Source organism: Zobellia uliginosa (genome assembly GCF_900156625.1).
Classification (GTDB): domain Bacteria; phylum Bacteroidota; class Bacteroidia; order Flavobacteriales; family Flavobacteriaceae; genus Zobellia; species Zobellia uliginosa.
This window is the reverse complement of record NZ_FTOB01000003.1, coordinates 13278-26253: the sequence shown is the minus strand read 5'-3', so window position 1 is coordinate 26253 and position 12976 is coordinate 13278. Positions and strand designations below refer to the sequence as shown.

At 42.7% G+C, this 12976-nt stretch carries 8 protein-coding genes; 1 reads left to right on the top strand and 7 read right to left on the bottom strand.

What is annotated here, in order from left to right:
• Nucleotides 1-8: 8 nt before the first annotated feature.
• From BW980_RS08630 to BW980_RS08595, 7 genes are all read right to left on the bottom strand, one after another.
• Nucleotides 9-1466 (bottom strand): MFS transporter, encoded by a 1458-nt coding sequence (locus BW980_RS08630; protein ID WP_076454844.1) that lies wholly within the window; start codon nt 1464-1466, stop codon nt 9-11.
• A 6-nt stretch (nt 1467-1472) separates the two neighbouring features.
• Nucleotides 1473-2612, bottom strand: a complete 1140-nt coding sequence (locus BW980_RS08625) for an endo-1,4-beta-xylanase (protein WP_076454842.1) — start codon at nt 2610-2612, stop codon at nt 1473-1475.
• Nucleotides 2613-3195: 583 nt separating this feature from the next.
• Nucleotides 3196-7335: a hybrid sensor histidine kinase/response regulator transcription factor gene (locus BW980_RS08615; RefSeq protein WP_076454838.1), complete on the bottom strand. Its 4140-nt coding sequence runs from the start codon at nt 7333-7335 to the stop codon at nt 3196-3198.
• A 152-nt stretch (nt 7336-7487) separates the two neighbouring features.
• Nucleotides 7488-7982 carry a hypothetical protein gene (locus tag BW980_RS08610; protein ID WP_076454835.1) on the bottom strand — a complete coding sequence of 165 codons (495 nt, stop codon included), beginning with the start codon at nt 7980-7982 and terminating at the stop codon, nt 7488-7490.
• Nucleotides 7983-8135: 153 nt separating this feature from the next.
• Nucleotides 8136-8792, bottom strand: coding sequence for a fructose-6-phosphate aldolase (gene fsa, locus BW980_RS08605; protein WP_013991557.1), 657 nt, complete (start codon nt 8790-8792; stop codon nt 8136-8138).
• 11 nt (nt 8793-8803) lie between these two features.
• On the bottom strand, nt 8804-10129 hold the full coding sequence (xylA, locus tag BW980_RS08600; RefSeq protein ID WP_076454833.1) for a xylose isomerase: 1326 nt from the start codon (nt 10127-10129) through the stop codon (nt 8804-8806).
• A gap of 1 nt (nt 10130) precedes the next feature.
• Complete coding sequence (locus tag BW980_RS08595) at nt 10131-11615, bottom strand: xylulokinase (RefSeq protein WP_076454830.1); 1485 nt, start codon at nt 11613-11615, stop codon at nt 10131-10133.
• Nucleotides 11616-11947: 332 nt separating this feature from the next.
• Here BW980_RS08595 and BW980_RS08590 point away from each other — a divergent pair, with 332 nt between their 5' ends.
• Nucleotides 11948-12973 (top strand): LacI family DNA-binding transcriptional regulator, encoded by a 1026-nt coding sequence (locus BW980_RS08590; RefSeq protein ID WP_076454828.1) that lies wholly within the window; start codon nt 11948-11950, stop codon nt 12971-12973.
• Nucleotides 12974-12976 lie beyond the last annotated feature (3 nt).

The following is a 12976-nucleotide window of genomic DNA, read 5'->3' as shown; positions in this document are numbered from 1 at the left end:
TTTTGCTTTTATTCGATTCTTCTTTTCTTTAGCTCCTCTTCGATCAGGGTCTCCTTCTCTTTGTTTATTTCATAGAAAAAGAGCAATCCGATTCCCAATAGAAAGGGAATGGCTGGATAAATACTAACGAGCATTCGTGTACCTTGAATTGCCGATTCGGGTTGTACGATCGCCCCCCCTGCCACAGCGGCTTCCTTGGAAACGTAATTATAGACACCGAGAATAGCGGTTACCAAGGCGCTACCAATACTCAGTCCCCCCTTTAAACCGACCATCATGGCCGAAAAAATTATAGCGGTGGCCCGACGATTGTTCTTCCATTCGGAAAAATCGGCTACATCGGCGATCATTGCCCACAGCAAGGGTATAGTCAACCCATAGAAAAACCCGTGAAAGATCTGCGACGTAAATATGAGCCCTACTGAATCGGGCGAAAAGAAATAAAAGAACATAATGAACAAAGTCGACAAAAAGAGGGCTGCCATAAAAACATCTCTTTTTCCGTATTTATCGGCAAACCTTTTTGACAGGGTAATACCGAGTATCATAAAAATAATGCCTCCCGCATTAAAGAGCCCAAAACCGGCCGATACCGGGTTCTCCCCAAAAAAGTTCACATTAATGGATACCAAGAAATCAAGTAGGGGCTGAATAAAATAAGTAAGGCTTTCTTCGTCTACATAATTTTCAAAATAGTAAACGTAGGCCCCTCCTTTCATGGCCAAGGTGACGAATACCAAGGTAGTGACCACCAACATTATGATCCACGGGATATTCTGGAACAAATCGCCCAAATCTTCCTTAAGGGTCGATTTCTGGTCTGGCGTCGGAACAATACGTTCTTTGGTCGTAAGAAAGGTGATGATAAGCATAACGGTTCCTATAATGGCCAACCATGTCATTACTATTTCTATACCGACGGCCTTATCGCCATTGCCGGCAGACTCGATTATCGGTAACATGAATACCTGCACAAAAAACTGGGCGAACATTACGGCTACGAACCGATAGGCCGACAAGCTGTTCCTGTCGCCCATATCCCCCGTAATTACCCCGCTCAATGCGGAATACGGTAAATTATTGGCCGCGTACAACAAGAGTAACAAGGTATAGGTCACTACGGCGTAGATTACCTTTCCCTTGTAATCGAAATCGGGTGTGCTGAACGCCAATAGCGCCACGACCCCCAATGGAATTGCCGTAAACAAGATCCAAGGCCTGAACTTGCCCCACCTTGAAGAAGTACGGTCGGCCAGAGCCCCGATAATGGGGTTGAAGCCGAAGGCGGCAATAAGCCCCACGGTCAATATAATACCCGACGCATGCTTGGTTTCAAGACCGTAGATATCCGTATAAAAATAGGCCAAGTAGGTCATTAAAGTCTGGAACACCAGGTTTGCGGAAAGGTCGCCCAGACTATAACCGATTTTTTCCTTAACCGATAGCTTTTGAGTTGATGAATTCATGGATATTTAGTGTTGGTCGGTTGAATCGATCTTGAGTTGAACGACCGCGTCATATGCTTTTTTAGTTTGGTACTCCCTATCGAATAATAGCGGATAGTTGGTTCTATTATTTATAGGCCAATTGTTCAGCCAAGAACTTTGGTCATTGATCCCCCAAAAGGTCACCCTATCAATTTTATCGCTATGCTTGAGGAAGAGTTTAAAAATATTGCGGTAACGCTCGGCCAATTGCACTTGAACGGAATCGGGCAAACCTTCTGGATAAGGGTTCATTTCTTCGCTATTTTCAAAATTCTGGCTGACCTCGGCACCCTCAAGTTCCCAAGGATTGGGCAACACGGTAACGTCAAGCTCCGTAATGGCGACTTTTATCCCCAAGTTCGCATAGGCTATGATACTGTTTTCCACTTCTTCCAGCGACGGTTCGGTCAGGCTCCAGTGGCCTTGCATACCTACCCCATCGATCTTGATTCCGTTTTTCTGTAGATTCTCGATGACGCGAATGGCCCCCGCCCTTTTTTCGGGCTTCCACATATTGTAGTCGTTATAATAAAGCTTAGCTTCCGGATCGGCTTTTTCGGCAAGTTTAAAGGCCATGTCTAAATAACGGTCCCCTATTACCTTTAAAAAAATCGATTCCCGTAAAGAGCCATCTTCATTTAAGGCTTCGTTGACCACGTCCCAGCTATCGATCTTACCTTTGTAACGCGTGGCCACGGTGTTGATATGGTCACGTATGTAATTGGCCATGGTGGCGCTATCTTTGACCGAGTTCATCCAAGGTCCGATTTGACTATGCCATAACAAGGTATGCCCCACAATGTGCATTTTGTTCTTTTGCCCCAGGGCCACATATTTGTCGGCCATATCAAAATAAAAGGAATCGGGAGTCGGGTGGATCTCTGCCCATTTCATGACATTTTCCGGACTAATACTATTGAACTCCTTCTTCAAAACACCTAAGGCCTTGGCATTTTTTTCCGTGACTATTTGATCGTTCACCGCCGCACCAATGTAAAAGTTCTCTTCATAAAGTTTTTTAAGACTATTGAGGTCGTTTTCAGTGTTTCGCTTATTCTCTTTGACTTTTCCACAACCAAGTAGAAACAATAGTATTCCTATAAATAACAGAGCGGTTTTTAGCATATCGTAAAATTTTATCAAATTAGTTAAGGTATTACCAAAATTGCTCTATGTGCAATTTATCGCCCTAGTGATTAACAATAAGATAAAAATCGGGAAATTCCCCTTCCTGTGTATATTACAAATGATGCGCTATATAGAATATTTGTGGCATTTTGGGGGTATAAATGCGATGGCCTCGAAGTATTTGGGCCTTCCTCGGAAAATGCCCACAAAAATGTCCGTGTTATTGGAAGTAAAAAGGGAAGTGGATTACAGGCTTGTATTGCGCTTATAAACTAAACAACAAGGTCAGTATGCAAACGAAAGCCATTACTCCATAAAGAATTTTGGATGTATCAGACTTGATTATATTTGTCTTTTACAGTCCATAAAAACCTAAAGCAGGTAAAAGAAATAATAAAAACATCTACCGTGGTGGTTCTATTGTACCATTTACTTTGAGTAATAGTTTCCATATCTAGGATGCGTTACATTAGTTAAATAGATATAGCCAAAACTAATACGTTCGATGGCCTTGTTTACAGTATTTTACAAGTGCAACTTAATGTATTAAATCGCATACAGTTTTTAAATTAACAAAATCTTACTTCACCTCGGTAGGAAGGTATCCGAAATGCGCCTTAAAGCATTTGGTAAAATAGGAAGGTGATGAAAAACCGACCTTAAAGCATACTTCGCTAATAGATTCGTTTCCGTTCTCTATCATTTGCTTGGCCTTTTCAAGTCTGATCTTTCTTAAAAATTCATTGGCCGAGCATCCGGTAAGGGCTTTTATCTTTCGGTACAATTGGCTTCTACTGAGGTGTAGTTCTTCCGCCAATTGTTCTACGTTCAAATTTTCATCGGACAGGTTGGCCGTTATATAATCGAGTACCTTGGCAATAAAGCCTTTGTCGAGCTCCGAAGTGTTTTCGGGTACTTTTACATTGTTGGAATCATTGAGATATTTATTGAACAATACCCGTCTACTGCTCAACATTTGCTTTAGTTGGGCACGAAGCACCTTCATTTCAAAAGGTTTGCTCAAATACACGTCGGCGCCCGAATCTATACCGCGTACCCAATCGTCGGTCATGGTCTTGGCCGTAAGCATCAATATCGGTATATGGCTGGTCTTCAGGTCTGCCCTTACGCGCTTGCAGAACTCAAACCCGTCCATTTCGGGCATGACCACATCGCTCAAGATTACATCGGGTATTCTTTTTAAGGCCATCTCAAGGCCCTGGATTCCGTTTACGGCTTCAATCACATTATACTCCTCGCGCAGTTCTTTTTTGAGGTAGGCCCTCAGCTCCGCATTGTCTTCGACTACAAGTAAGGTCTGATTGTCGGTATCGACCGTCAATTGATCAAGAAGCCCACCTTCTAGCTTCACTTCCGGTTTATCGTCTAGGTCGATATCAGGGGCCAAGAACAGTTCACTAGGTTTAAAGTGCGTCTTGCCCAAGGGAAGGAAGATCCTAAACTTGGTACCTATGGATTCTTCGCTCTCGACCGTTATTTTTCCTTTGAGCAGGTCGATAAAGTTCTTGACCACTTCAAGGCCAATACCCGTACCCCCGTAATACTGGCTATTCATATGCTCGGCCTGATAGAAGCGCTCGAATATTTTTTCAAGATCCTCCTTCTTTATTCCCGATCCGCTATCCTCAATGGCGATTTCAACCGCTTGTACCGGTTTTTCATCATCGACCTGCGGAAACACCATTGCTTCATTGCACCTAAAGACCCCAACGGTAATGGTTCCGTTATCAGGGGTAATCTTAAAGGCATTCGACAGAATATTAAATATGATTTTCTCGAGCATGGAAGGGTCGCTCCAGAGGGTAATCGGCATTTCGTCGGATTCTACCTGAAATAGAATGTTTTTTAGTGAAGCCTCTTCCTCAAAATGTCCCGCAATCTCACTGACAAAGGCAATGACTTCCAACTCCGATATCTTTACCGTCAATTTATTGATGTCAAGCTTCCTAAAATCCATCAGCTCATCGATCAATCTTTTCATTCGGTTGGTATTCTTTTGGATGGTCCCCAATTTTTCCTTTATTTTTTTGGAAAACTGGTTTTCCGTATCGGTCAGTATATCTTCTAAAGGATTGAGGATAAGGGTAAGCGGTGTTCTAAACTCATGCGAGATATTGGTGAAAAATTGAATTTTCCTATCGTTCAACACCTCTTCTTGCAATCGTTTTTCGCGTTCAAATTGAACCATACGTTTTTCACGTATTCTTTGGCTCGCCAAATTCGCTAGAAAGTAGGTGATCAGAAGAATGGCCAACACATATAAAAAGATAGCCGTATTTGTACTCCACCATGGGGATAGCACCGTAATTTTCAATGCCGTAGGGCTATTATTCCAAACCCCGTCATTGTTTGCGGCCTTCACTTTAAAGACGTAATCGCCCGGCGGCAGGTTCGTATAGGTAGCACTTCTGGTTTTACCGACATAGTTCCACCGATTGTCAAAACCTTCTAAAAAATAGGCGTATTGGTTCTTCTTGGGCCTTGTAAAATTAATGCCCGCATATTCTATGGTAAAAACCGACTGATCGTGCGTAAGGCTTATAGCCTTTGTTCGGTCTATCACCTTTTCCAAGGGCGATTTTTGAGTACCGGGAACCACGGACTTGTTAAAAAGCTTAAAATCGGTGAAATAAACCTCTGGTTTTACGTCATTAAAACTCAGGTTTTCGGGATCTATGGAATTAACGCCTTCATAACTTCCAAAATAGAGAATACCCGATTCATCCTTAAAAATGGAATTGAAATTAAAATCATTGGCCAAGAGCCCATCATGGATATCGAAATTCTTGAAGTTTTCGTGTTCGACATCCAATCTAGAAATTCCGTTGTTCCCCCCTATCCAAATAGCCCCACTATCATCTTCTAAAATTGAGGCTATGGTCTGTTGTGTTAAACCGTTTCTATCGCCATACCACTTAAATGTATCTTTAGAGGGGTCGTATTTACACAAGCCGCCGCCATCCGTACCGATCCAGAGTATGTTCCGACTATCTTCAAATAAGGATACAATTCTATCGACGATCAATTGTCGCCCTGTATCTTCATGCATACGATCCACCAAGGAAATCGCCTTGTCACCGGCAGAAAAATTACTGGGGATTTTATACAAGCCCCCAGTCGTACCCAACCAGATAAAGTCATTACTATCTACCAAAATTTTACGCACCTCCCCATGGCTCGGAATCAGGTCGTGAAAGATTTCCTCGTTGTGAGCGGTAAACTTTTCCGTTTGGGGGTTATAAGAATGCAAGCCCGTTACATAGGAGCCAATCCATATGATACCATTTTTATCCTCGTCAAAGGTCATGATACGGTTACTGGTTAGTCCCCCCTCGGTATTTGAAGTTTTATAATTTATAAACGTGGAAGTATTTTTTTTCAGGAGATAGATTCCTGAATTCCACGTACCCACCCATAGATTGCCTTTGCTGTCGAAAAACATACCCGCAACGGCCGCTGCATGCAGGTTCGTTGCTATAGGGTTTTCAGGGTCTTTTAAGTGGACTATCTTTTTGCTTTCCGAATCGTACACATCGATGCCGCCACCGTCTAAACCGATCCACAATCTGCCTTTTTTATCACTGACAATACCCGTGACGGATGGCAATTGCAATGAATTGTTCAAGTTGGCCGAACTCTCGATATCCTTGAATTTATCATAGAGGGTATCGTAAACCCCGACCCCTTTGTTATAGTAACCGATCCAAATACGCTCTTGGCCGTCTATAAAAACCGTCCATATCGAATTGGATTTGATACTATTCACATCAAACTTATCGTAGCGATAGTTCTTGATCAAGCTTCCATCTGCCTTTAGTACAAAAAGTCCATCGTTTTCCGTACCGCAAATGATATTGCCATCTGCCGCTTGGGCAATGGAAAATACCCTTTCTTGGGTAAGTCCGAGGGAATCTACCTTATACTTGTTCGAAGACAGTAATTTTATTTTTATCAATCCATCCGACAAAGTCCCCAACCAAATGGCCCCATCCTTATCTTGAAACAAAGTCTCTATATTTCGAGATAGACTTTCTACCACTTCGCCTTTCTCATTCACTATTTGTGAAGGGCTCAACTTGATACCGTCATACTCAAAAAGACCGTAATTTGTAGCCACGTATATTTTTCCCGTAACACTCTTTAGAATATAGTTGATCTGAATGACGGATTTATTTATGGTAGACTGAATAGGGATCGACTCACTACGTAAGCTTAACGGATCGACCCTAAACATTCCATGGTAATGGGAGCCCACCAAAAGTTCTCCGTTGATGCCTTCTTGAATGGCCCTAATAAGTACACCGCCTTCTATTACGGTCTCATCCCTAAGCTCTATTTTATCGAAGTTATCAAGATCTCTATTGTATAGATCCAAACCTGTTTCCGTACCGACCCAAAGCCTATCCTTGCGATCAATATATGCGGTGTGTATCAGCGAGTTACTTATGGATTTGGGTTCATTAAGATCTTGCTTGTACGTAATAAAATCAATACCGTTATACTTTTTAAGTCCCACGCCATTGGTCCCCATCCAAATAAGTCCCATACTATCTTCAACTATAGCGGAGACGGCTCTTTGCGTATTGTCTTGCTCGATATTCACAAAAGTGTATTCCGATTCGGAAACCTGTGCACAGAGATGACCTTGCGCACACAAGGCACATAAAATCAATTTACAAACTGCTTTTACAAATTTCATTTCCGTGAATATTAAATACACTTCGATTTAAAGACTAGAATATATTGAGAAGAAGCTTTGGAGCCCCTACATTTCACAACCCGGTTGAAGATAGGTGAATTGTTGATTTCAAACAAATGGATCCATTGACGGCCACCCCAGATATAAGGTAATTAGTTTTTGATGTAACGGGTTTTCCAAAGCACTTTCCCGGCTGTATCCTTCCCTTCCAAATACACCACGGTATCGGACAGAAACCGAAAAGACACGGTCTGCGTATGTGCCCCTTGAAAGTTACGGTCCACCATTAGCCAGTTATCCCTATCCGAGAATGACCCAATGCCCGAAAAGCATTCCCCTTTTTCATTCTGTCCCAAGGCCACAATTTTGTCCGTAAAACTATCGTAGCTTATCAATTCTACCAAAATGGGCGTATATGCCCCATCACGTAGCTGAAGCACTTCGACCTGTAAGGCCGTACCATCCATTTTCGGCACGTTTACCATTTTTATTTGTGGTTCTTTCCCGATCTCGTTCGATTCGGGAGAAACCGAACTCACCCATTCACCTGTATACCTTTTTAGACAAGAAGCTTGGTCAACTTTGACTTCTTGTGCCCATATACCCATGGAGCACATCAACAGTACTAGCGTTATCTTGCTTTTCATGATATCAGCTTTGAATTATTGGTTGTCAGTCGAAAAATTAAAAAATGGGGCAAAAACAATATTGCCGATAGCAAGACCATCGGCAATATCATATATTGAAATCGAACGTAAACTTTTTTAGACCAACCCTATGGTGGGGTTTCATTGGTTTACCTATGCATTACCTTTTTGATAATCTGCCAAGAACTTCTCTAAACCACTATCGGTCAAAGGGTGTTTTAGTAGACCTTCGATGGCCGATAAAGGCCCGGTCATTACATCTGATCCTAATTTTGCACAATTGATGATATGCATGGTATGCCTTACGGAAGCCGATAGGATCTCCGTTTCAAAACCGTAGTTGTCATAGATCAAACGGATCTCTTCGATCAATCGCAAACCGTCGGTAGAGATATCATCCAACCTCCCCAAAAACGGGGAAACGTAAGTAGCGCCGGCCTTGGCCGCCAATAAGGCCTGACCTGCGGAAAACACTAGCGTAACGTTTGTTTTTATTCCTTTATCGGAAAAATACTTACAAGCCTTGACCCCGTCTGCGATCATGGGCAACTTAACCACGATCTGTGGGTGTAAAGCCGCTAATTCCTCACCTTCTTTGATCATGCCCTCATAATCGGTTGCGATAACCTCAGCGGAAACATCGCCTTCAACCTTTTCACATATGGCCAAGTAATGCTTCAAAATATTGTCCTTTCCCGTAATGCCCTCTTTGGCCATCAAGGAAGGATTGGTAGTTACACCATCCAAAACACCTAATTCGTAGGCGCTTTGAATGTCGTTTAAATTTGCTGTATCAATAAAAAATTTCATAGTTTATCTTCTTAGATGTACTGGTTGATAATGTTTTCGAACAACTCTTGCTTTCCGCTCTTCAATTCCAACTCGCCATTTTCCTGTGCTAGCTCATATAGGTTCTCAAGGCTTAGTTTACCGGCCTCAAAATCTTTTCCCTTACCAGAATCGAAAGAGCTGTAGCGTTTTTCGCGTAGTTTGGTATAATCGGAAGAAGTGATGATCTTATCGGCAGTAATCAATGCCCTTGCAAAGGTATCGGCACCTCCGATATGGGCCAAGAAGATATCTTCGAGATCGGTAGAGTTTCTTCTGATCTTGGCATCGAAGTTCACACCACCACCTTGCAGACCGCCAGCCTGTAAGAATACCAACATAGCTTCGGTAGTCTCTAAAATGTTGTTCGGGAACTGATCGGTATCCCATCCGTTTTGGTAATCCCCACGGTTGGCATCCAAGCTTCCTAACATTCCCGCATTGGCGGCAACTTCCATTTCATGCTGAAAAGTGTGCTGTGCCAGAGTAGCATGGTTTACTTCGATATTTATTTTGAAATCTTTTTCAAGTCCGTATTCCCTTAAAAAGCCGATTGCGGTAGCGGTATCAAAATCATACTGGTGCTTTGTAGGCTCCATAGGTTTCGGTTCGATAAAGAAAGTACCTTTAAAACCTTGCTTACGGGCATAATCCCTAGCCATGGTCAAGAACTGCGCCATATGGTCTAACTCACGGCCCATATTGGTATTTAGAAGAGACATATAACCTTCACGTCCTCCCCAGAAAACATAGTTCTCACCATCTAGGGCGATCGTTGCGTCCAAAGCCAATTTCACTTGACCACCAGCTCTGGCCACTACGTCAAAATCAGGGTTTGTAGCGGCACCGTTCATGTATCTCGGGTTAGAGAAACAGTTGGCCGTACCCCACAACAATTTTATACCTGAAGCCGCTTTCTTTTCTTTGATGTAATCGGTAATCGTAGCCAGTCTTTTTTCCGATTCGGCGAAAGTCGGACCTTCTTGGATCAAATCGAAATCGTGAAAACAGAAATAATCGAATCCTATTTTACTGATAAATTCAAAAGCGGCATCCGCCTTTTCCTTTGCGGCCTGAACGGCATCGGTAGATGCATCCCAAGGAAAGTTCTGTGTTCCTGGGCCGAATGGATCTGAACCCTGTCCACAGAAGGTATGCCAATAGGCGATAGCAAACTTGAAGTGCTCCCTCATGGTCTTGCCCGCAACGACTTGGTCGGGATTGTAATATTTAAACGCTAAAGGGTTGTCAGATTCCTTCCCTTCAAACTTGATGTCTCCAATTCCTTTAAAGTACTCTTTGTCTCCTAATAATGCCATGTTACTTGTTTTTTAATAATTGTTCTAATTCATTTTTCCATGCGGAATATGCGGATTGCAATGCTTCTTTTTCTTCGGAAGGCTTATAGCTCATGACATAGTCATTGGCCATAATCTGCTCGCCGAAGCTTGAAAAGTCGCCATCGCGTAAAATACAGGCCCTGGCTGCGCCAATAGCACCCGTGGTATTATATATTTCAATTTCACGACCGATAAGTGTCGCTATGGTGTTCGAAAAAATTTCCGAACGAAACAGGTTATCGTTTCCTGCCCTGATTTTGGTGGCGGTAATACCGTCTGACCGAAGAATTTCCATACCGTAAACAAAGGAGAAGGCAATACCTTCAAGTGAAGCCCTACACAAATGGGCCTTGGTATGGTTGTTCAGGTTGATACCAAAAATGTTGGTTCCCAAATCTATATTGTTCAACATGCGTTCTGCACCGTTACCGAAAGGCAATATTTTTACACCATCGGAACCTTGTGGTACCGAATTGGCCAAATCGTTCATTTCATCGTATGAGGCAACACTTAGGCTGTTTAACAACCATCGGTATTGGATACCGGCCCCGTTGATACAAAGCAGCTTCCCTACAAAGCGATTGGCTTCGCTATAATTAACGTGGGCAAAATTGTTGACCCGTGAGCTCTCCTTAACCGAAAGGTTATCGGTAATGGCATAGATAACACCCGATGTTCCACCTGTTGCAGCTACCTCTCCGGGATTAAAAACGTTTAAGGACAACGCATTGTTCGGTTGGTCTCCCGCACGGTATAAAATAGGCGTACCCACTTTTAAACCTGATTCTTTTGCCCCTTGTTCCGAAACTTTACCCTGTACGGAAAAGGTATCGACGATTTCTGGAACATGTGCTTCGCTCAATCCGTAATAATCCAACAACCAAGTGGCCAGGCTATTGGTCTTGAAATCCCAAAATATACCTTCGGACAGACCCGATAAGGTTGTGCTTATCGTACCGCTCAATTTACAGGCGATATAATCTCCCGGTAGCATGAATTTATGGATACGATCAAAAGTTTCAGGCTCGTTTTCCTTGACCCATTTCAATTTAGAGGCGGTAAAGTTGGAAGGCGAGTTTAAAAGGTTTTCGCTACAACGGTCGTTGCCCAGTTCATCAAAGGCCTTTTGCCCGATGCCCACTGCCCTACTATCGCACCAAATAATGGAATCCCGTAAGGGCTTCAAATCTTTGTCTACCACTACCAGTCCGTGCATCTGATATGAAATACCGATTCCCGTGACCTCTTCGGGCTTGATATTGTTTTCCGAAAGAAGTGTTTTGGTAGCCGTACAAACGTGCTTCCACCATGTATCTGGATCCTGTTCGGCCCAACCATTGTTAATGGCAAGAATATCCATTTCCGCTTTGGGTTCGCTAACTACGGCCACGGGCTTACCTGTGCCCACCTCGACCAAGGCCGCTTTTATTGACGAACTTCCGATATCATAACCTATACTGTACATAATTTTTCGATGTTTGAAAGTGCTTAGGGTTTTTAACGGCAACTTTGCCGAATAGCTTTTACCGTATTAAAAACCAAGCCCTTTTGTCAAATTTAAACTATAACTTAAAACGAGGGGCAGATAATTCGTTTACGTACTAAAATACGAAATACAATTATTCTTAAAATCAAAATATCACAATTACAATTCTCTAAAAATCAGATATTTACAAATATGTTGATTTTTCGAAATGGGTTTCGTAAAAAATGGGGGCCGTAAATATTAATTTAGCGATCGGGAAGATCAAAAAGAAGTAAAATCTTATTGACGATATTTAGTATCTTGATGCAGTTATGAAACGAAAAATAAGTCTAGACGATATCGCCAAACATTTTAAGGTATCAAAATCTACCGTATCCAAGGCCCTTAACGACAGTCATGAGATAAGTGCCCGTACCAAGGCCAAGATCATTGCCTATGCCCGTAAACACAAATACCGCCCCAATCTAAACGCCATCAATCTTAGAAAAGAGCCATCGCACTCGGTGGGGGTCATCATACCCAACATTCTCAACTATTTCTTTGCCCAGGCGATTAGTGGTATTGAAAAAGTATTGAACGACCACGGGTATAACATGATCGCGTGCATCTCTAACGAATCGCATAAAAAGGAAGTAGCCATTACCGAAATGCTCCGCAAAGGAGCCATATCGGGACTCTTGGTTTCCTTGGCGGAAGAAACCGGAAAGCTGAACAACATCGACCACTTCAAACCCTTTTTAAACAAAGGCATACCAATGGTCATGTTCGACCGTGTATCATCGGAACTCAACTGTGACAAGGTCACCATAGACGACAGCAAGGCGGCCTATAATGCCACGGAGCACCTTATAAAATCAGGGTGTAAGCGTATTGCCATAGTATCACTATTGGGAGACCTTGAGATTTCAAAGCTTCGGATCAACGGCTATCACCAATGTCTAAAAGACCATAACATCGAACTGGATCAAAGCTTGATCTTTGAAAAGCTGGAAAAGTCGTTTATGGAGGTCGAAATCAGAAAATTGCTTTCCGCCGGAAAAGTTGACGCCATTTTAGGTTTAGAGGAGGAAGCCGGTGTCACCTCTTTGTTGACCGCCAATTCATTGGGGATAAAAATCCCTAAAGAACTTTCCATTATCTGTTTTACCAACGGGGTACTTCCCAAATATGTACGGCCCAGCCTTACCTCGATCAGCCAACATGGCTATCATATGGGAGAAAGGGCCGCTAGGCAATTGGTCAAAAGAATAGAACAGAACGATAGTGGAAATACCTTTGAGACCGAGGTTATCAAAACCACTATGATCGAACGTGAATCTACCGTGCCTATCGCCTAGAAA

Excerpts from the sequence above, each read along its gene's own strand:
- BW980_RS08615 (WP_076454838.1), bottom strand. The coding sequence starts at position 7,335 with ATGAAATTTGTAAAAGCAGTTTGTAAATTGATTTTATGTGCCTTGTGT.
- xylA (WP_076454833.1), bottom strand. The coding sequence starts at position 10,129 with ATGGCATTATTAGGAGACAAAGAGTACTTTAAAGGAATTGGAGACATC.
- BW980_RS08625 (WP_076454842.1), bottom strand. The coding sequence starts at position 2,612 with ATGCTAAAAACCGCTCTGTTATTTATAGGAATACTATTGTTTCTACTT.
- BW980_RS08610 (WP_076454835.1), bottom strand. The coding sequence starts at position 7,982 with ATGAAAAGCAAGATAACGCTAGTACTGTTGATGTGCTCCATGGGTATA.
- BW980_RS08630 (WP_076454844.1), bottom strand. The coding sequence starts at position 1,466 with ATGAATTCATCAACTCAAAAGCTATCGGTTAAGGAAAAAATCGGTTAT.
- fsa (WP_013991557.1), bottom strand. The coding sequence starts at position 8,792 with ATGAAATTTTTTATTGATACAGCAAATTTAAACGACATTCAAAGCGCC.
- BW980_RS08595 (WP_076454830.1), bottom strand. The coding sequence starts at position 11,615 with ATGTACAGTATAGGTTATGATATCGGAAGTTCGTCAATAAAAGCGGCC.
- BW980_RS08590 (WP_076454828.1), top strand. The coding sequence starts at position 11,948 with ATGAAACGAAAAATAAGTCTAGACGATATCGCCAAACATTTTAAGGTA.